At 49.6% G+C, this 18,482-nt stretch carries 17 protein-coding genes; 7 read left to right on the forward strand and 10 right to left on the reverse strand.

The genetic code is table 11. The features are described 5' to 3' along the window. Nucleotides 1-375: 375 nt before the first annotated feature. Both AC286M_RS27680 and AC286M_RS27685 read left to right on the forward strand, forming a co-directional pair. Nucleotides 376-1,854: a site-2 protease family protein gene (locus tag AC286M_RS27680; protein WP_488207453.1), complete on the forward strand. Its 1,479-nt coding sequence runs from the start codon at nt 376-378 to the stop codon at nt 1,852-1,854. Between the two features lie 10 nt (nt 1,855-1,864). Then, on the forward strand, nt 1,865-2,398 hold the full coding sequence (locus AC286M_RS27685; protein ID WP_488207454.1) for a hypothetical protein: 534 nt from the start codon (nt 1,865-1,867) through the stop codon (nt 2,396-2,398). An 18-nt stretch (nt 2,399-2,416) separates the two neighbouring features. Here the strand turns inward: AC286M_RS27685 and AC286M_RS27690 are convergent, their stop codons facing one another. Genes AC286M_RS27690 through AC286M_RS27700 form a run of 3 tightly spaced genes read right to left on the reverse strand, consistent with a single transcriptional unit; the run spans nt 2,417 to nt 7,345 of the window. Continuing rightward, a complete protein-coding gene (locus tag AC286M_RS27690; protein WP_488208869.1) occupies nt 2,417-5,737 on the reverse strand; it encodes a bifunctional diguanylate cyclase/phosphodiesterase in 3,321 nt (1,106 codons plus the stop codon). A 53-nt stretch (nt 5,738-5,790) separates the two neighbouring features. Further along, complete coding sequence (locus AC286M_RS27695; RefSeq protein WP_488206180.1) at nt 5,791-6,723, reverse strand: transposase family protein; 933 nt, start codon at nt 6,721-6,723, stop codon at nt 5,791-5,793. Nucleotides 6,724-6,757: 34 nt separating this feature from the next. Further along, on the reverse strand, nt 6,758-7,345 hold the full coding sequence (locus AC286M_RS27700; RefSeq protein WP_488207455.1) for a GAF domain-containing protein: 588 nt from the start codon (nt 7,343-7,345) through the stop codon (nt 6,758-6,760). A 434-nt stretch (nt 7,346-7,779) separates the two neighbouring features. Here AC286M_RS27700 and AC286M_RS27705 point away from each other — a divergent pair, with 434 nt between their 5' ends. Next, entirely contained in the window at nt 7,780-9,375 is a 1,596-nt protein-coding gene (locus AC286M_RS27705) for an endo-1,4-beta-xylanase (protein ID WP_488207456.1), read from the forward strand. Between the two features lie 142 nt (nt 9,376-9,517). Here the strand turns inward: AC286M_RS27705 and rnc are convergent, their stop codons facing one another. Together rnc and AC286M_RS27715 are read right to left on the reverse strand one after the other, a co-directional pair. Next, nucleotides 9,518-10,198, reverse strand: coding sequence for a ribonuclease III (gene rnc, locus AC286M_RS27710; RefSeq protein WP_488207457.1), 681 nt, complete (start codon nt 10,196-10,198; stop codon nt 9,518-9,520). Nucleotides 10,199-10,301: 103 nt separating this feature from the next. Then, nucleotides 10,302-10,538, reverse strand: coding sequence for an HNH endonuclease (locus AC286M_RS27715; RefSeq protein ID WP_488207458.1), 237 nt, complete (start codon nt 10,536-10,538; stop codon nt 10,302-10,304). Between the two features lie 486 nt (nt 10,539-11,024). On the opposite strand from AC286M_RS27715, the gene atzD reads away from it, so the two are divergent. Then, the gene (gene atzD, locus AC286M_RS27720) at nt 11,025-12,077 is read left to right on the forward strand and encodes a cyanuric acid amidohydrolase (RefSeq protein WP_488207459.1); all 1,053 of its coding nucleotides are present in this window, start codon (nt 11,025-11,027) and stop codon (nt 12,075-12,077) included. A gap of 7 nt (nt 12,078-12,084) precedes the next feature. Here atzD and AC286M_RS27725 read toward each other — a convergent pair whose 3' ends face one another. The 3 genes from AC286M_RS27725 to AC286M_RS27735 form a co-directional block, all read right to left on the reverse strand. After that, nucleotides 12,085-12,795, reverse strand: coding sequence for an alpha/beta hydrolase (locus tag AC286M_RS27725; protein ID WP_488207460.1), 711 nt, complete (start codon nt 12,793-12,795; stop codon nt 12,085-12,087). Between the two features lie 75 nt (nt 12,796-12,870). Next, complete coding sequence (locus tag AC286M_RS27730) at nt 12,871-13,635, reverse strand: alpha/beta hydrolase (RefSeq protein WP_488207461.1); 765 nt, start codon at nt 13,633-13,635, stop codon at nt 12,871-12,873. Nucleotides 13,636-13,725: 90 nt separating this feature from the next. Beyond that, complete coding sequence (locus AC286M_RS27735) at nt 13,726-15,129, reverse strand: C45 family autoproteolytic acyltransferase/hydrolase (RefSeq protein ID WP_488207462.1); 1,404 nt, start codon at nt 15,127-15,129, stop codon at nt 13,726-13,728. Nucleotides 15,130-15,585: 456 nt separating this feature from the next. On the opposite strand from AC286M_RS27735, the gene AC286M_RS27740 reads away from it, so the two are divergent. Together AC286M_RS27740 and AC286M_RS27745 are read left to right on the forward strand one after the other, a co-directional pair. Then, entirely contained in the window at nt 15,586-16,083 is a 498-nt protein-coding gene (locus AC286M_RS27740) for a peptidoglycan-binding domain-containing protein (RefSeq protein WP_488207463.1), read from the forward strand. Between the two features lie 106 nt (nt 16,084-16,189). Further along, complete coding sequence (locus AC286M_RS27745) at nt 16,190-16,339, forward strand: DUF2283 domain-containing protein (protein ID WP_488207464.1); 150 nt, start codon at nt 16,190-16,192, stop codon at nt 16,337-16,339. Between the two features lie 84 nt (nt 16,340-16,423). Here AC286M_RS27745 and AC286M_RS27750 read toward each other — a convergent pair whose 3' ends face one another. After that, nucleotides 16,424-16,579 carry a hypothetical protein gene (locus AC286M_RS27750; RefSeq protein WP_488207465.1) on the reverse strand — a complete coding sequence of 52 codons (156 nt, stop codon included), beginning with the start codon at nt 16,577-16,579 and terminating at the stop codon, nt 16,424-16,426. A 415-nt stretch (nt 16,580-16,994) separates the two neighbouring features. On the opposite strand from AC286M_RS27750, the gene AC286M_RS27755 reads away from it, so the two are divergent. Continuing rightward, a complete protein-coding gene (locus AC286M_RS27755) occupies nt 16,995-17,468 on the forward strand; it encodes a GNAT family N-acetyltransferase (RefSeq protein WP_488207466.1) in 474 nt (157 codons plus the stop codon). A gap of 180 nt (nt 17,469-17,648) precedes the next feature. Here the strand turns inward: AC286M_RS27755 and AC286M_RS27760 are convergent, their stop codons facing one another. Then, nucleotides 17,649-18,293 carry a hypothetical protein gene (locus AC286M_RS27760; RefSeq protein WP_488207467.1) on the reverse strand — a complete coding sequence of 215 codons (645 nt, stop codon included), beginning with the start codon at nt 18,291-18,293 and terminating at the stop codon, nt 17,649-17,651. Between the last annotated feature and the right edge of the window lie 189 nt (nt 18,294-18,482).

The following is an 18,482-nucleotide window of genomic DNA, read 5'->3' on the forward strand; positions in this document are numbered from 1 at the left end:
GACGGATAACGAGAAAGTGCGCTGTTTTTGATTAAAATGTGAGCATTTTGCAGTGACATCTAATTCATCGAACGCCTTATCTAAAATAAAGTCTTATCTAAATCTTCTATAAGTAGAACTTTTACAAGTAGAACGTAGCTATTCGGTGACTTATCCAAACTGTATTCAACAACACAACAGTCTATAGAACAGCTTATAGATTACGTCTGATTAGAAGACATACGTCAAAATAAAAGAGAAGCTGCCACACTATCAGCCTGTATGAAGCCCAAAATTAATTTCATTTGTGCCAGTTTGTCCCCTAGCGTTTCGTTCGTCCAGCCCCATACGGGAGCATGTAGTTGCTATTTTCCGAGAGTGCCTAAGGTTTAAGTCATGATTTTTTTAATATTGCTGCTCTTACTCGGAATATACGCCTACGTGATTGTTTGGCGCAGCTTTTCGCAGCTAACCCGGACTCCTATCTGGTTGCTGTGGCTGGTGATGATGATGCCTGCGTTGGTGCTAATGGGTTGGGCGATCGCAAATGGCGACAATCAGCAATCCTTTCCACTGCCGCTGTTGCTGGGCCTGCTGATTCTCTGTCCGACCCTGTTCTGGTTTTTGATCCAACTGGGGCGAGTCTCGCCGGAACAAATTCGCCAGTTTCAGGAGCAGCAGCAGCGAGAAATTGCTGAGAAGCTGGCGGAAAAACGGCCCAAAGTTAAACCAATCAATCGAGAAGAAGAAGCGAGCCTGCGCCACTGTTTTCCTTGGACGGTCTATTACCTGCAAAACTTAGAGTATCGGCCTCAAGCCGTGATCTGCCGGGGACAGCTCCGATCGTCGCCTGAAATTGCCTATCGCACGATTCGCGAGAATATCGAGGCAAAATTTGGCGATCGCTTTTTGGTGGTGTTTCAAGAAGGCAATAACCGCAAACCCTTTTTTGCGCTGGTTCCCAATCCCCAAAGCCAGTCCAAGTCGGCTAAACAGCAGCAAACCTTAACTCGTCCCGGTCTAGCTCTGGGTTTGCTGGCGATCACTTTGATTACAACCGCCTGGGCAGGCATGCAGATTGCAGGTTTTACTCCTGCCGAATTTCAGGATAATCCAGGCTTAATTCAGCAGGGCATTCCCTATGCACTGGCCCTGATGACGATTCTCGGCATTCACGAGATGGGGCATTATCTGGCGGCTCGCTACTACCGCATTCAAGCCACACTGCCCTATTTCATTCCGTTTCCGTTTTTCTTAGGCACGTTTGGCGCATTTATTCAAATGCGATCGCCAATTCCCAACCGTAAATCATTATTTGACGTTGGCCTGGCAGGGCCTCTCTCAGGCTTCATTGCCACGCTGCCGCTGCTGTTCTGGGGACTCGCCCATTCCGAAGTAGTGCCAATGTCAGATGAGGCCAGTTTGCTAAATTTTGAAGCATTTAATCCCGGTAACTCGCTACTCATCGGTGTACTGACTAAACTGGCTCTCGGCAGCGCAATCACGGCTGAGCAAGCGATTTATTTACATCCGGTTGCCATAGCCGCCTGTTTGGGCCTAGTCGTCACAGCACTCAATTTGATGCCCGTCGGTCAGTTAGACGGTGGTCACATTGTTCACGCGATGTTTGGTCAAAAAGTTGGCGCTAGAATTGGTCAGACGGCTCGCTTTTTGATGCTGGGTTTATCGTTTGTCCAGCGTGAGTTTTTCCTATGGGCAATTTTGCTCTTTTTGATTCCGGCTGTGGATGAACCAGCCTTGAATGATGTGAGTGAGCTAAATGATCAGCGCGACTTTTTGGGACTACTGGCACTGACGATTTTAGTTTTGATTGTTTTGCCGATTCCTCCAGCGCTGAAATCAATCCTATTCTGAGGTTTGGGTCATGAATGAGCGACAACAGCAATCGTCAATGCAGCATGGGGTAGCCCAGTGGCTGGCAGAAATTAGGCTGTTGCAAAATCAGTTAGCGACTGCTCGTCAAGAACGGGATGAATCCTTAAAAAGTGCAGCCAATTGGCGACAGCTTTATGAAACGGAAGCTAAGCAGCGCCGCACGGATACAGCACTGAAGCAGCAGCAAATTGATCAGCTTCAGGCTGAGCTAGCCCAGTATCACGGCAGTCACCATAACGGCAGTCAAGACAGCCAAACCGATGGACAGGCGCGATCGCAACTGGAAATTGAACAAAACCTGGCTCATCTCAGCGATACCGATCTCAAACAGCGTCTAATTGAAGCCCTGCAAGATTGCGATCGCTTACGCCAAACTCTCCAAAAAGAACGGGACGAACATATTCAAACCCGCAAAAGTTTGACCAGTGCCCTGGGAGATGCGGTGGATCAGCTCACTCGCGCCCGTCAGATCAATCATTCTGTTGCGACTCATTCCCTGAGTTCAGACCAATCGGCTGAGTAAGTAGATTGGCATCAATCCTCAAGCGAAAAGCGTATCCACTGCATCCGCGCTCAGCGGTTTAGAAAATAAATAGCCCTGTCCAAAGTGGCAACCCAGTTGCTTGAGCTGGGCAAACTGCTGCTTTGTTTCAATGCCTTCTGCGATCGCATTGAGTCCTAACTGGTGACTGAGAGAGATGATGGTCTTGGTGATTTGCAGATGAAATGGGTCATGAATATCCTTGACAAACGACTTGTCAATCTTCAAGTTGTTCACAGGCATCCGGTGCAGATAGCTTAGTGAAGAGTAGCCTGTGCCAAAATCATCAACGCTAATTTGAATGCCCAGATTTTGCAGTTGCTTGAGCTTGTCAATTAGATCGAGTGAGCTTTCAACTAATAAACTTTCGGTTAGTTCCAGCGCGACATAGTTCGGTGGTAGACCTGTGCGCTCCAAAATATCTTGAATTTGCGGCACCACTGCGGGCATTTTGAGCTGCCGAACCGATACATTGATGCTGATTTTGAGAGTATGGGCGGCTTTGTGTCGGCGTCGCCAATTCATCATTTGCTGACAGGCCGCTTCCAGAATCCAGAGGCCCAATGGCACAATCAGTCCTGTATCCTCGGCGACGGGAATAAAATCGGAGGGTGAAATGAGACCATGCAGTGGATGTTGCCAGCGCAGCAGCGCCTCAAACCCCGTCAATTCCCCAGATGCAATCGCCACAATGGGCTGATAGTGCAGGAAAAACTCGCCGTTTTCCAGGGCTTTACGTAAATCTGTTTCCAAATGGAGCCGCTTGAGGACAGTCGTGTGCATGGAGGGCGTAAACACCATGTAGTGGTTCTTGCCGTTTGCTTTGGCTTGATACATGGCCAAGTCGGCATCGCGCAGCAAACTCTGAGGGTTGTGATACGAGTCCTGACCATACACAATGCCAATGCTGACGGTTGCGAACAGTTCATAATCCTCAACCAGGATGGGCTGTTGAAAGACTTGCGAGATTTGCTCAGCCAGGATCAACGGCTGATTTTGGTTGTCGATAAAGGTCGATAGAATGACAAACTCATCGCCTCCCAGGCGAGCTAGAAAATCATTGGCGGACACTAGGCTTTGCAGCTTGCGGGCAATCATACACAGCAGTTGATCGCCAACGGGATGGCCCAAGCTGTCGTTGATCACCTTGAATTCATCAATGTCTAAAAAAAGAACCGCAAACGCTTGGTCGGGATGAGTGGGTGATTGGGCAAGGATTTGTTCGAGCCGCTCCAGTAAAAAACTACGGTTGGGTAAGCCTGTTAACGAGTCGTGGCGAGCGTCATTCAGGAGTTGAGTTTGAAATTTGACCCGTTCCGTTACATCGCGCGCCGTCGTTTGATAGCCCACAACTTGCTGGTCTGCGGCCAGAATGGGTTTGACCAGCGTTTCGAGCCAAATGTAGTCACCATTTTGGTGGAGCATTCGATGGTAGGTAACGGGGGCGGATTCCTCACCGACCGTTGCCTGTTGAATCGCTTGCTGTAGTGTAGGCCAGTCATCTGCATGACAAAATTTTGTGGGTTGCTGATTAATGAGCTCCTGTGGGTTATATCCCAGTAGGGTTTGACAAGACGGACTGACGTAGCTGTAGCTGTTGTCCATGCGATGCAGGCAAACCAAGTCGCGCATGTTGTCGGCGACAATCCGATATAGTAATTCGCTCTGACGCAGTGCTGCTTGAGTGAGCTTGTGTTCTGCGATCTCCATTTGGGCTTGCTGGTAGAGGGCAGCCTGATGAACTGCGATCGCAACTTGAGTGGCCAACTGCTGGAGCAATTCGCTTTCCCACGTTTGCCACTGACGGGAATGGCGGCACTGGTGAACAACCAGTAACCCCCACAAATTGTCTTGATGCAAAATTGGCACGACTAGCTTTGACTTCACCTGAATGTGCCGCAGCGTTTCCCGCAGGCATTCCGACATCTCATCCTGCTCAACGTCGGTCACACAGCGCACTCGACCCTGGCGATACATCTCGTAACACTCTAGCGGAAACATATCGGGCGGTAGCGGCTGGGGCAGAATGGCGGTGCAGTCTGCTGCCACTGATTCGGTGATTATCTGGCCTGCGCCATCCGGATTGGTGCGATAGGTGACAACCCGATCGGCCTGGAGAAGTTGGCGCACTTCGGCCACGGTTGTATCGAGGATTTCGGTGAGATCTAGCGACTGGCGAATTCGATGTGCGATCGCATTGACGATCTGTTCCCGCTCTTGCTGTTTGCGGCGGAATTCCTCAGTCTGCTTCCGCTCGGTGATATCAACGCCAATGCCCGTAATTTCAAACAGTTCACCCTGCTTATTGAAATGATTGATCGAACTCCAGGCAATCACCCGCTTTTCCCCTTGCCGAGTCGTGATCGTCATCTCGTAGTTCGTGACTTGCCCTTGTTCAGCAAAGTCCCGATACATTTGCTCAACCTGGCGATAGTCATCACCGGGATACAAAATTTGCAGCCAGTTTTGGCCCAGCAGCTCGTCTGCTGTGTATCCAGTTATTTCATAGGTTGCCGGATTGGCAAATTTCGTAGTGCCGTCCGGCGCAATGCTCGCAATCAAAAGCGGTGCTGTGGTCACAATGTGATCTGTAAACTCCCGCGCCTCCGCTAACGCGGTCTGAATCTGCTTGGCCTCCGTAATATCATGGCGAATTGCCACATACTGAACTGGCTGTCCTTGGTCATCGACAAACGGCACAATTGTGATGTCAACCCAGTAGTAGCTGCCGTCCTTTGCTCGATTTTTGATCTCGTTGTGCCAGACTTTTCCACTAGAAATGGTTTGCCACATGTCCTGGAAAAAGGCTTTGGCATGATACCCAGAATTAATGATGCGATGGGTTTGCCCAATCAGCTCTGCTCGGGAATACTGGGAAATTTCGCAGAATTTGTCGTTGACGTAGGTGATCCGTCCGGCTGCATCCGTAATCGCGACGATAGAAGACTGATCCAGCGCAAACTTAATATTCGATGCTTCTTGCAGCGATCGCTGCAACCGCGCCTCTGTTTGCTTTTGCTGCGTCACATCGCGTGTGATCGCCAAATGCGCCCAGCGCCCTTCAGGCATTATCGGCAAAGGCGTCGCATGAGTTGACATAGATCGCCGATTTCCGCGACAGGTAATAATGTCGAACTCCAGCGTGCCCGATTCACCCTGACAAACCCGCTGATTCAATGCCTTAAACGCAGCTCGATCTTCCGGTGCGATTAAGCAATAAATTGATTCACCAATCACCTCTTTGGCATCGGTTGCCTCAATTAACGCTAACCCAGCAGGATTCATATCTAGCAGAATGCCATTGGCATCAATAGACTTTATCGGAAATAGGAGAGCAGTCGCTGCGAACCAACTTCACCCGTGGTTGTTTGGCATTAAGCGGCTTGGTTCAGAGAACTCCGTTGCTGTGCCCGATGGGTCAAGCGGAAATTGTGCAATCCGCAGGCGGTTTCCATCACATCATCGATGTAATGGTCAACCCAATTACGAAACGGATGCACCAAAATTTGACACCGCTTGATGCCGCCAATGTGGTGCTCCACTTCGACGCGAACGCTGGAAATACTGCGGTTGTTCATCTTCTCAATCGCGGTGAGCGACCCGTTGCGCGGTTTCTTCTTCGGTTGCTGAAGGCTCACCCCGTCTGGGGCAAAGCCTTGAAACCCGCTATCCTGCCAGAGCGTACTCCCGTCCGGAAACGATAGGTTCTCCTCATCGGCAATCGCTTTGTCATGTTTCTTGCCTTCATAGGTGTCACTCAAATAGCGCACCTTGCCCCCACGCTCCTGGATAACTAGATTCCTGACGGTGTGGGCCTTGCGCTTGCCGCTGTAATACCTCTTGCGGTCGGCTTTATCTTTTGGTCGGTTAATCCGACGTTCAGTGCCATCGATGATGAACTCTAAACTGGGACAGGCGCTCAAGAGCGCCTCCAGTTTCGCGGGTTCACGTTCGGGTAACTGTTGTTCATATCCTAATGCTTGGTTGAGCACTCCCGTCAGTCGATGAATCCATTCATTGGCCTGCGCTTGGCTCATCCCAAAGAGAAAGCCTTGAACCTCCTGTGTCGGATAGAGGCGGAAGTACACCAGGATGAACAGCAACTTATCTTCTAGCTCCCTCAAATGAGCTTTACGACCTGCTCCTATCCCCCGTTTGCGTCCCTCACGCTCAAAGGTGGCTTTCACAAAGCTCTCCCATGCCTGAGCAAAGCTGGGTAACAACGCCTCAAACTCCTGCACCCTCAGTCCCGTCAAGCTACACAAGGTTCGGGGGTTTGTCCGCAACTCGGCATAGGTCATTCTCATTGGCTCACCTGGGTCGATGCTCCTAATACCAATTCTATCGGCTCAATTTCCGATAAGGTTTAATAATTTTGAGGCACTCTGGCTGATTTTCAATAATGTTATGAAGGCGTTTTTCTTGCTGCGCTAGGATAGCCGCACGCTTACGCAATTCCAACTGACTGACGATTTGACGACTGAGAATTTGTAGCGTTTCGATCTGTTCAGCCGTGACTGTCCGGGGTACATAGTCCATCACGCATAGGGTGCCAATCCGACAGCCATTGGGTGCAACCAGTGGAATCCCTGCGTAGAAACGAAATGGCAGGTTCTCTGCAACGAGTGACTGGGACGCAAATCGCGAATCAATTGCTAAATTTTCGACAATCAGTGGCTCATCCGAGCGAATGGCATGGTGGCAGCAGGTTGCTTCTCTGGGCATTTCCGAATGATTGAGCCCAACTTTTGCCTTGAACCACTGACGAGTTTGATCCGAGAGGCTGATCAGCGCAATTGGTGTTTGACAAAAGGTGGCGGCCAAACGGGTGAGATCATCAAATTCAGGTTCCGCACCAGAATCTAAAACGTCGTAGTCACGGAGTGTTTGTTGCCTTTCTTGTTCTTCAAGATCGTTTCGAAAGGACATTGGCATTTACCCTAGGCGACGAAAACAGCCTATTTGCCTCAGAAGCTCCGGCAATACTACTGATCGGCAAGTATGCTATCCCCTCATTAATCCCTATTTTTGCCTTGCTCCAACAGAACCATAAGACACTTAACAACGCCAACAGCTCACGCCTGGGGATTGCGTCGTATTCTTACTCATATTCTTAATCGTATGCTGGGCCGTATAGCTTGCACCTGGCCAATTAACTCACAGGGTTGATCTCGTTCGATCACAAATGTAATCGGTAGACTACTCTCCTGTGCCTTGCTAGGCTAGAAGCCGAAACGGCCCTTTCGCGGGACACAGTGGAATAACCGTTTCATACACAATCTGCTGATCAAACCAGTTTTTATTTGGGTTTTTCTTTAGCTGAATTTAGATCCGCTTCTGATACAGGCTGTGAGTTGATAAAGATGATTAACCGTCGCCGATTTGTACAACTGTCTGGTGGTGCGGCTTTAGGCGTTGCCGGTTTGAGTCAGGTGAGCGTGGCTCAAACGACTTCGGAATCCAGCGTTATCCAAAACGAACCGATGCTGGAGATGCAGGCATGGCAGTTTGGTGGCAAACCCGTCAATAAGTCTCAGCTTGGGCGGCTTTATTTTCTAGATTTACAGGAAAATCCCCAGCGTCATCCGGTGCGCCAGGTGGAAACGGGACGAGTGCGATCGCAACCGCCTGCGCTGCTACCGTGTGCAGTTGCTTTGAGATTACCAGTTGACGGCTTCGGCAATGTCACGCTGTATGCGGACAATCAGGGCCAAGGCTACGATGTGACCGATTTCCCCCTGAATTTGAATCAGGCATTTGCTCAAACGCGACTGTACCGAGTTCGCCAGACAGTTGAACAGTGGCAGCAGCAGGGTTTCGTCGTACCCGCCGCCACGCTACTGCGGCTTCAGCGGGCCGATGTTGCTTTGGGTCGGGGCAATCAGGCCAGCGACCTCAGTGAGCAACTGCACTGGTGGCAGGAATCTCTGCTGGACAGCCTTTGGGCTGGTGAAGAGGTTGCGATCGCACGGGCCAAACAGCGAATTGCCCAACAGGGACAACGTGCCGATTTTTTGTTTGGCGGCAACTTTTTTCGCTATCCCAGCGGCGGCGAAATTTATAATCAGCGCTTTCGCGACATCTTCAACTATGCGACGGTACCCTTTTACTGGCGCTCATTCGAGCCAGAACCAGGACAGCCGGACTACCCCCGGATTGACAGTATGACCGCATGGCTACAGCAAGCAGGTATTGTGGCCAAGGGCCATCCGCTGGTGTGGTTCCACCAGGCCGGAGTTCCTGACTGGATGCGGGATGCGTCCTTTGGTGAGATGCAGGACAAGTTGCGATCGCGCATTCTCGATATTACGCAGCGCTACCGGGGTCGCATTGCGGCTTTCGACGTGATGAATGAGGCCAACAATGTGCCGTGGGCGAATGAGCTGGGTTATTCCCTCGATCAGCTCATGGAAATCACCGATCTGGCCTGCCGCACCACTCAACAGGGCAATCCTGATGCGACTCGGGTGGTCAACTACTGCTGCCTTTGGGCCGAAGAAGTGGCCGAGTCAGAAACTCCAGCGATCAGCCCCTATCAGTTTGTGCAAAACTGCTTTGCTGCCGACATTTCCTTTGAAGTGATTGGTCTTCAGCTTTACTATCCTCACCAGGATATGTTTGAAATTGACCGGATGCTGGATCGCTTTAGTCAGTTCGGCAAACCAGTCCACGTCACGGAACTAGGTGTGGCATCCGCAACCGAAAACGATATGGATGCTCTGATTCATAAACCGGGCGGACGCTGGCATGCCCCTTGGAGTCAGTTGGTGCAGGCGGACTGGGTAGAGCAATTTTATACGCTGTGCTTCAGCAAACCTCACATTGAAGCCGTGAGCTGGTGGGATTTAAGTGACATCGGCAATTTTTGGCCGCATGGGGGCCTAGTGGATGATGATATGCAGCCCAAGGAAGCCTATCGACGTTTACAGCAGCTTATTACAACATGGCGACAGCTATAGTTTTTGTAGCCTTTGTAAGTTGAGTAGAACGAAATGAAACCAACGATTCCGAGGAATTATTAAGTCTTGTATACCCGACGCCAACTTACAAAAGCGAAACTAGACCCTACAACAGAGTCTAGGAATATACCCTGTTGTTAATCTAAAATATTTGCTTTTTCAAATTTATTAGAGCATTTTCGGCAGCCTGTTTTTCCGCTTCTTTCTTATTTCGGCCTTTACCTTCACCACAAAGTTTTTCATTTACGTAAACTTTAGCCGTGAATTCTGGTTCATGATCTGTACCACCTGTTTTTTCCGTTACATATTTAGGTGGAGAAGTTGCGCCATTAGCTTGAGCAAGTTCCTGAAATTTGTTTTTAGAGTCTACGCCTGAACGTACTATAACAACATTTTTAGGAACGGAATTGAATAATTCCTCTATAAGTGGACGAAGCACTTCAATATTTTTATCGTGATCTAAATAATAGGCACCTACAACAGCTTCAAAGGTACAACTTAATAAGTTGGGATTGTGATAACCACCTTCTTTAATTGCACCCTGTCCTAGGCGCATTCTAAAATCTAGTCCAACTTCAGTTGCAAATCGAGCCAGCTGTTTTTCATCAACAAGAGCTGATCTCCGGCGAGTCATTTCATCTTCTTCCATCTCCGGATAAATTTTGTATAAATACTCACCGCTAATGAAATTCAAAATAGCATCGCCAAGAAACTCTAATCGTTCATTATGACCTGCTTCTTCAGGATTTTCATTAACATAGGAGCGATGAGTCAATGCATGGCGCAATAGCTTCTCATCATTAAATTTCAATAGTTTGTGCATCACAGTTCCTGTTATTTCAATTTGTTGTATAGGTAGTGCTACATCCTCAATTACCTTATGGTTGGTTATAACACTACCAATCGAGGTTGTTCAGCTTATCAGCTTAATTGCTAATTGCTTTTGATTTTTTAGGAGGATATAGACTATCACCTCTAGATCTATTGCACTCTAGGCAGGAAAGACGGAGATTTTCTAAAGAGTTCGATCCACCTTTACTGCGAGGTACAAGATGATCCAGTGTCAATTTTTTGAGCGGTAAATGTATCTCACACCACCAGCAAGACAGCCCATATATACGAGCAAGATGCTGCTTTTTACCTTGTCTCCGCTTCGGATTCATATTTCGCCATTCCAATGTTTAAGTGAACTAGCATCGGAATATCAATAAGCATGCAAAAACTGCGCTCCTTGAGCAACAAATTATTTCTTGCACTTAAAGTAAACGTCTCAAGCGCACTACCTCCAAGCCTCAAACCAGCGCACATCCAAGGTGCTGAGCCAGCCATTCATTTGAGAAATTTCTCTTGCTTAAACCAATGCCAGATCAACACACTGGACATGCATTAGTCTGAGGCACAGAGGTAGTACCCATGAGACGAACACCTAAGCTTTAGATATTCGTCTACATGATTCCATCAAAGCATATGCATTTTTGTTGGTCAATATCAATTTTGCTTTATTTCTCAGTGGAAATATAAATAGAAATCAATCCTGGATATTAGGCTTATCTCTCGAATAATCCACAAGATTACATTTAAGGACTTATTTCTGAGAGGAATCACACTGGCTATACTTGAGAACATCTACAGTCTGACAAACCCACCTTATGCGTATTGACCTCCACAAGATTCCCCAGAACAGTCCCGATGATCTCGCAGGTTTAAAAGAGCGCATTAAATCTGGTCACATTAATCCGGCGCATATCATAGCCGTGCTGGGCAAAACTGAAGGGAACGGCTGCGTCAATGACTTTACTCGCGGCTTTGCTACTCAAACGCTAAAAGGCTTTCTAGAACAGCAGATCGGGGCGGTAGCTACAGAAAATATCGTCTTTATTATGTCCGGCGGAACGGAAGGCGTACTCAGTCCCCATGTGAATGTATTCACTCGCCAAGACGATCCGCCAGGGGTGCCACAGCGGTGGGGATTAGTTATGGGTACGAGCCAAACTCGCCCCTTCCTACCAGAGGAAATTGGCACGTTGACGATGGTGCAGGTGGTGGCCGCCGCCGTGAACCGAGCCATCGAGCAGGCAGGCTTAACCTCAGAGAATGTTCATTTCGTGCAGATCAAATGCCCGCTAGTCCAGGCAACCCAGACGGTTGGCGGACTCAAACGCAGTAGCTACCAGTCGATGGCCGACTCGCGGGCTGCTTCAGCATTGGGGGTCGCAGTGGCTCTTGGGGAAATCCAGCTCAATCAGCTCCAACCTGACAGCATTGGGCAAAACTTTGACCTCTACTCCAGCGTGGCCTCAACCTCTGCCGGGGTAGAGTTGCAGAACTGCGAGATCTTTGTGCTGGGCAATGCCAGCCATTCCACCAGTGATTTAATTGTCGGCCACGGGGTAATGCGCCATGCGCTGGATCAAGCGGCGCTAAAAGATGCGATCGCAACTACAGGTCAACCCGTCGATCGGATTGTCAACGTCTTTGCCAAAGCAGAAGCTGATCCTACAGGATATATCTTGGGCCGACGCCACACGATGCTGGATGACTCCGATATCAGCCACACGCGCATGGCTCGTGCTGTAGTTGGAGCTGCGATCGCGGCTCAGGTGCAAGATCCGATGGTCTATGTGTCGGGTGGTAGTGAACACCAAGGGCCACCCGGAGGTGGCCCAGTAGCGGTGGTTAGTCGTCTATCTGCAAGTTCGTGACAAAGCGCTATGACTCTTCACAGGCACAGACGTGATCGGCTGCATTGGCCTGCATTTGCAGCAGCATACTTTCCAGCCCTGCTGTGGTCGTATTGACAATACCGTCGTGTTTGAGGTTGCCCGTAAAGCGAACGAGGTTCAATCCCTCAACGATGACGTTGGAAGCGGGATAGTGGGTTAGCAGTTCTAGCAGAGAAATCTTATTATCATCTGCCGCTGATAGGATGATGGCCGAGCGCAGCGCTTGAATATTGGCGGTTTGTGCGGGAGTATGCACCACTCGGCTGGCCTGGAACAAGACATATTCACCAATTAATGAGTTGAAGACGCTACTGAGCTGCACCGTGTCGAGCTCAACCTCCTCAACCAGCGCTTTGTGGAACTGTTTGGCGTCGATGTTCGCGACATTGAAATAGAACCGCCAGCCGCGCGGCAGATCACTCGTTTCGGCAAATGCCTGTAAATCGGCAATTTTGAACGACGGACGCAGCGGCCCAAAGGTGAAAATCACGCTTTCGGCAATCGGTTCAGCGGTTTGGGCAATTATGTCTGACTCAGTTGATAATCCTAGTGCAGGGGCGGTGCTGCGCGGCGGTGCTGGATTGGCTACCAGCGAAAACTGCGCGGCATAATCAGCATTTGCCTTTAACAGTTCGGCGCGGACAAGTTGCGATCGCACTGGAGCCGTCATCGAATCATCTTGGGTCGGATTGCTCAAAGACGTATTCAGCGCTTGGGCAAATTTCTGACTTGACCTATCTCTAAGATGGGCATATTTAGCCGCAGTCGCGGCTCACTGTTCTGAGGAAACACAGGTGCTGAAATCCGTTTGTACTGCTGTCGCTAGCAACAAATCAGCTTGAGGTCGGCTGGCGATATTTTGCTGCTGAAGCAAGAGTTCCGGCACCGGGGTTAGCCGTGACTCCAATTCGCAATTGCAAACCAGTTCCGGCAGCAAGTAGTCCACTGCGCCTAAGATAGGCTGGATCTTAGTAATAAAAACATGCAGATCGCTGTGAAGCTGTTGGAGGCTACTCAGGTCAATGCCCACCTGATTATCAGGATAATTTTGGGCAATTTCTGAGAACGTAATCGCCTGATCGTCCTGGAACGATTTGGCCAGTGCTTCGCCAAGTTGGGGCAAATTCTCCCGCCCGAGTGGATCACCAATTGTCTTATTTAGCTGGATGCCCACGAATAGCGCCTGATCTGGGCTGAGTGGAATACCAACATCGGGAATATCGTCTTTGAGATACCGATCGATTGTTTCAACCGTCAATGGTATTTGCTCTAAAAAAGCACTCAAGTCTTCGGATGTTTGGCTGGCGGCTGGTAGGTCATTGAGAGCTTCAATTGGCACGGAAACTCTCAGATCTCGATACTTTAGCACAACCGTTTGAGCCGCACTTGCTTTCGTTTGCAGCCCCAAGCTGACGATACCAATGCTGATCAGTAGGCTAATCAACGCTAACCGTAGTCTTTTACGAAGGGATTGCCGGATGGATTGGATTACGGTTCGCAAACGCTGAATAACTGTAGATAAAAAGTTGAATGGCATGGTTGGACAAGCTCCAAATGGTGAGGGGACTATGGGACTTGGCTAATCATCTAAATTGGGTTCTTATACAGACTTGATCCTAAAAATGACCTAGTCGAGTACAGGCAAATCACCACAAGAAACAGCATTGGGTAAATTCATCAGTTCACCTACTGCGAAACAGGTAAACGGATTTTCCGGTATGGGCACATCACCATTGGCAATCCAAACCCGCAGATTAGCCGGGTCAAATACCACCTGACGCTGTGAACCGTTGCCGCCAATACTGGCATCATCATCAAACACATCGAGAGGACTGACTTCCTTCGTGCGGGCATTTGTGCGATCGCGCAGTATCTTGACCATCGCTTGAGGATTCAATTTACCGTACAGCGAGTCCGGCGTGTCGGGTTCTAGCAGCTGCTCAAACCGTTCGTAGCGGACGAAACTTGACTCACTGGACTGATCCCGACCGACTGTTTCCGGTGCCAGGAAGTGATTGGTCATGTAGATGGTGCCCTTGTCCTGAATCTCCCGCAGGCCAACCTCACGCCCCAGCAGTTCGAAAACGCCTGCTCGTTTGGACTTCACATCGGAGACGATAATTAAATTCGCCCGCATATGCTCGTAACCTGCCAAAATCGTTTTGACATCGTCAAAGCTGCGAGCATACTTTGCCACCTGCCCCATCAGCTGCACGTTGCTGGTGCCGTCCAGAGACAGTTCTTCAAGGGTTCCAGGGTGCGCCGTGTTGTTTGAGATAATAATGCCCTCGGCATTCATGACGCCGTTGGGCCAAGTCACCCCCGGCAGGGCAATAAACGCATGGGGAATGCCATCACTGGGCTGCCGAATAAACAGCACTGGATTATCAACCCAGTAGGCAATTGGCTTGGAGTTATTGTCAATTGTCCAGCCGTGATAGAACCCACCATCCACAGTGGCATCCCCCATCGCAATGAAGTGGGCGCAGCCGTCATTGAAGAGGATTTCCGGCAATAGATGAGTGAAATACTCTTGATAGACATCCCCAAAGGAAAGGGTCATACAGCCTGCCATCGTCAAGCCCAAGTCTTCAGTTGCATCGACCAAACCCTGGCACTCTTCCACGATGCCCGGAAACGAACGGTAAGCGGCTAAGCGCCCTAAGCCAAAGCCAGTGCCCGCAAAGTTAATTGCGCTAATTACTTCTGGGCCAAGTTCCGCAATTTCGTCATGCAGCAGGGAACCATGCTGGTAGCCCATTTCATAGGGAGTTCCCTGAAGCCAAACAACTTTGACTTTACCTACGTCCTCCCGGTGAGCTGGGACAGGCTGCCAACTGCCGTCTGCGGGTTGCCATACAAAATCGGGGCTATCTGTAGCCTGAACAATCGGCACGTGAGTTCCAGTCGCTTGCAGATGAAGATTCCAGATCAGGCTGACGATGAGGACTACGGTTAGAGATGCGATCGCACCTAATGCAACGTGCGATCGCAGATGCGATCGCACCAATTGAATGAAGTTGAAAAACATGGGGACTGCCAAAGAATAAGGGGGATCTTAAACGCTAAATACTGGAAAATTAGCACGCCTTTTTGCGGCGATTGTGAATACACTGAAATTTGTCATATTTAGCGGGCTTGTCTTGGTTTAAGTCGTTGGTTAAGGGCATTGAAATACCTCACATCTTGCACCTTGCACTTTGAGAACCCGAAGAAGTTATTTTGCCGCCGCGATGCGGCAGCAAAATAACCCTGCTGGGTTTTGGGGCAAGACGTGAGAATACCCCAATTCGGGTAATGGGACTTGCCGAAATGGGTGGGGAACTGACTGATATCTCTATCAGAACGAATTCAAGAGTTCATTCCGAACTCAATCGTTATCTGATGATTCGCACCTTGCAAACAAAGAATCCAATAAGGATTTCGATGCAAGCTGTGAGATTACTGACTATCCCCCAAATTACTGAATTACTGTAAGGAGTTTCTAATGCAAGCAAATTCAATCTCCACCCAACGTCCTTTGCTACAGCGCGGTTCTCGTGGTGAGGCTGTCCGCGAATTACAAACACTGCTTAATCAGCGTATCGGCGCGCTGCCGCTGACTGTTGATGGCATCTTTGGCCAGAAAACCGAGTTTGTCGTTCAGGTGATGCAATATCGCTTATATCTCGCTGAAGACGGTATTGTTGGTCCCAAAACCTGGGCTTCTTTAGAAGCTGGCTATCCCGTTAACATGCCCGTCCTGCGTCAGGGCAGCCGCAATGTACATGTTGAGCGTCTGCAGCGGGTCTTTGCTAGCTATGATGAGCTGATCACTTCCACCTACCATGTTGGCCCAGTAGATGGCATCTTTGGCCCCAAGACCGAAGCGGCTGTCAAGCGCTATCAAGATGAACAGCAGCTAGTAATTGATGGCATTGTTGGTGCTAATACATGGAAGGCTCTCGGCTACATCTCCCACCGAGTTAGCCATGCCACGCTGTAGGCTAACTACATCAAGTTACAGTTAGCTACTTAGCTGACACTTACAGCGCTATGCGCTGTGGGTAAGTACGGTTATGCGGGGGCGTGCAGCACCCCCACATAACCGTTTGGTTCCCCCCGGCAATGTAATCTATGAACGCGGAGGCATCATCGTCAGCTATGACGAAAACGCTGAACCCGTCAGCATTGAATTTCTCAACGCTTCCCAGCGACAACTGTTTGCCCCCAGTGAAACCAGTCTCAAGATTTTTCAGTAACGGCAAATAACATTAGACTTTATCGGAAATTGCTTTGTAGCGCGGCTTCGCCGCGCTACAAAGCAATTTCCAACCCCAAAAACTTTATTTCCAATAAAGTCTATTCATCAATACGGCAACGGCGACAACATGGCAGAGGACAAAGTCATGGGCAACAAAGTCGGCAACTAAATCTCTAGCTTCAACATCGGCAACGTCGCTAATGAAGCCAAAGACAATGCCCAAAACATACGCGACCAACTTTACTCAAACCACTGGCACTAGCACCGCTGAGCTATTGCAGATCATTGGCAGCCTGCAACAGACCCTCGCCCAATTTCCGCCAACACCAAGCAGATCTCGTCATCGACATGTACCTGTTTAACGTAGGTATATGATCCCCCGCTGTCGCCGCCCCCTATAGCCCTTCGGGCATGGCTTCGTCTAGAAAAAAGGGGCTATTCGCAGGCCACTGGCGAGATAATCCTGCCTTTTGACTTGCAGCGGCGGTAATCGATCACTGTGAGATCGCAGTTCCATCACGCAATCCGGACAAATCGGTGGGAAAAATGTGCGATCGCACATCCAATAACTCTCAACAACGCAGTGCAGCCATCTGGGATCGTCGAATGAGATTCTGTATCAGACTTCACAACGTTGTTTTTGAGGCCGTAGTGTGAATCTTGAATTCAAGCGACTGAGCGACATTGACACGGCTCACTTCATCGCGCTGCACACCCATCCTGCCGTGCGTCGTCACATGCCGCTCAGCATGGAAAACTTTGGCAAGGCAGAATGTGAAGCCTGGATCACAGGCAAAGAAAAGCTGTGGCAAGACTATGGATACGGCCCTTGGGCATTCATGATTGACGGCGAGTTTGCAGGGTGGGGTGGATTACAGCCGGAAGCTGGAGAAGCCGATCTGGGTCTCGTGCTGCATCCCAACTACTGGGGCAGCGGGAAAACCATTTACGATGAAATCATTCAACGCGCCTTTGGCGACATGGGGTTTGAGTCAGTCACTGTACTACTTCCGCCATCCAGAACACGGGTCAAAGCTCTGTTCCGTTTAGGATTTAAGCTCGATGGTGAACTGGAAATTGCGGGTGAGCGGTTCATCCGTTACCGCTTGCACCGATGCCCAAATTAGTACCTGCGCGATCGCCAACGACGGATGCAACGACGGATATATTGTGCTGGAGATTTCGCTGTCCAACAAAGCCGTAGCGTAGAGCAACTGCGTGATGCCACGTTTAATTGAAAATCCATCTTTTTGATGAAAAGCTTGCGCCACAAGCTTTTCATCAAAAAGAGCTGGGTCTGATCAGTGTTACAGCAACACGTCTTCGCCGCGATCGGTGAATTCCACTGCATTAATTTGCCAGCGCGAATCACTAGTCAAGGTTTTCTCAATACCGCCAAACAGCGCTAGCTTTTCACAGGAAGACAGTGATTCAAGTTGGCGGGTGGAATCCGGCGACACGCGGAAGTCAACGGTGACCAATCCGCTAGTTTGGTTGTGGTTGACGCTATAGCCCTCTAGGTTAAAGCTCGGGATATTTTGGTCAGCAATCAGTTGCCCCACAACATCGTCAATGGGAGCATTCGCCGCCGCTTGAGACTCATGCGGCACCAGATTCTCACAGCTCTGATCGGCCTCGTACAAGGTAACAGCAACAGTTTCGCCATCCGTCACGCTGCCCATCTCACTGTTAATCGAGCGGGTAGTACCTTGGGACTGATCGTCCACCTGATTGGCTGGATCACCAAAATTCTTCAGCTCATCGGCGGGCTTATCGGTTGTAGAGCCAGCCTCTTCTGCTTCTTCTGCTGGAGCGGAATCGGTCTGTTCTGCTGCCGGGGCGGTGTCCGCTGCCGGGTCTGGGGCAGAATCATCAGATCTGCTGCCGCATCCCGCTAGAACAATCAACAGTGCGGCCAGAACGATACGCTTAAAACCAATGGAAGTTTTCATAGTCTAGATAATTGATTTGGGTAATGGTATCTGAGCAGTGATTTTAGGTTGTGTGGGGTAAAGCCCGTACAACTGCAATCGCCACCTTTTGAGGATTGCCCTGATTTTGAACTGGATTCCGTGAGATTCCGAGCTAATAGTGTCGGTCTGTCGTCGTTTGCGAAGTCAGTTGTTGCGAACCTTAATATT

Source organism: Thainema salinarum CENA647 (assembly GCF_057732415.1).

Coding starts and splice junctions, on each gene's coding strand:
- AC286M_RS27715 (WP_488207458.1), bottom strand. CDS start 10,538: ATGAATCCGAAGCGGAGACAAGGTAAAAAGCAGCATCTTGCTCGTATA.
- AC286M_RS27680 (WP_488207453.1), top strand. CDS start 376: ATGATTTTTTTAATATTGCTGCTCTTACTCGGAATATACGCCTACGTG.
- AC286M_RS27685 (WP_488207454.1), top strand. CDS start 1,865: ATGAATGAGCGACAACAGCAATCGTCAATGCAGCATGGGGTAGCCCAG.
- atzD (WP_488207459.1), top strand. CDS start 11,025: ATGCGTATTGACCTCCACAAGATTCCCCAGAACAGTCCCGATGATCTC.
- AC286M_RS27695 (WP_488206180.1), bottom strand. CDS start 6,723: ATGAGAATGACCTATGCCGAGTTGCGGACAAACCCCCGAACCTTGTGT.
- AC286M_RS27730 (WP_488207461.1), bottom strand. CDS start 13,635: ATGCCATTCAACTTTTTATCTACAGTTATTCAGCGTTTGCGAACCGTA.
- AC286M_RS27760 (WP_488207467.1), bottom strand. CDS start 18,293: ATGAAAACTTCCATTGGTTTTAAGCGTATCGTTCTGGCCGCACTGTTG.
- AC286M_RS27705 (WP_488207456.1), top strand. CDS start 7,780: ATGATTAACCGTCGCCGATTTGTACAACTGTCTGGTGGTGCGGCTTTA.
- AC286M_RS27700 (WP_488207455.1), bottom strand. CDS start 7,345: ATGTCCTTTCGAAACGATCTTGAAGAACAAGAAAGGCAACAAACACTC.
- AC286M_RS27735 (WP_488207462.1), bottom strand. CDS start 15,129: ATGTTTTTCAACTTCATTCAATTGGTGCGATCGCATCTGCGATCGCAC.
- rnc (WP_488207457.1), bottom strand. CDS start 10,198: ATGCACAAACTATTGAAATTTAATGATGAGAAGCTATTGCGCCATGCA.
- AC286M_RS27740 (WP_488207463.1), top strand. CDS start 15,586: ATGCAAGCAAATTCAATCTCCACCCAACGTCCTTTGCTACAGCGCGGT.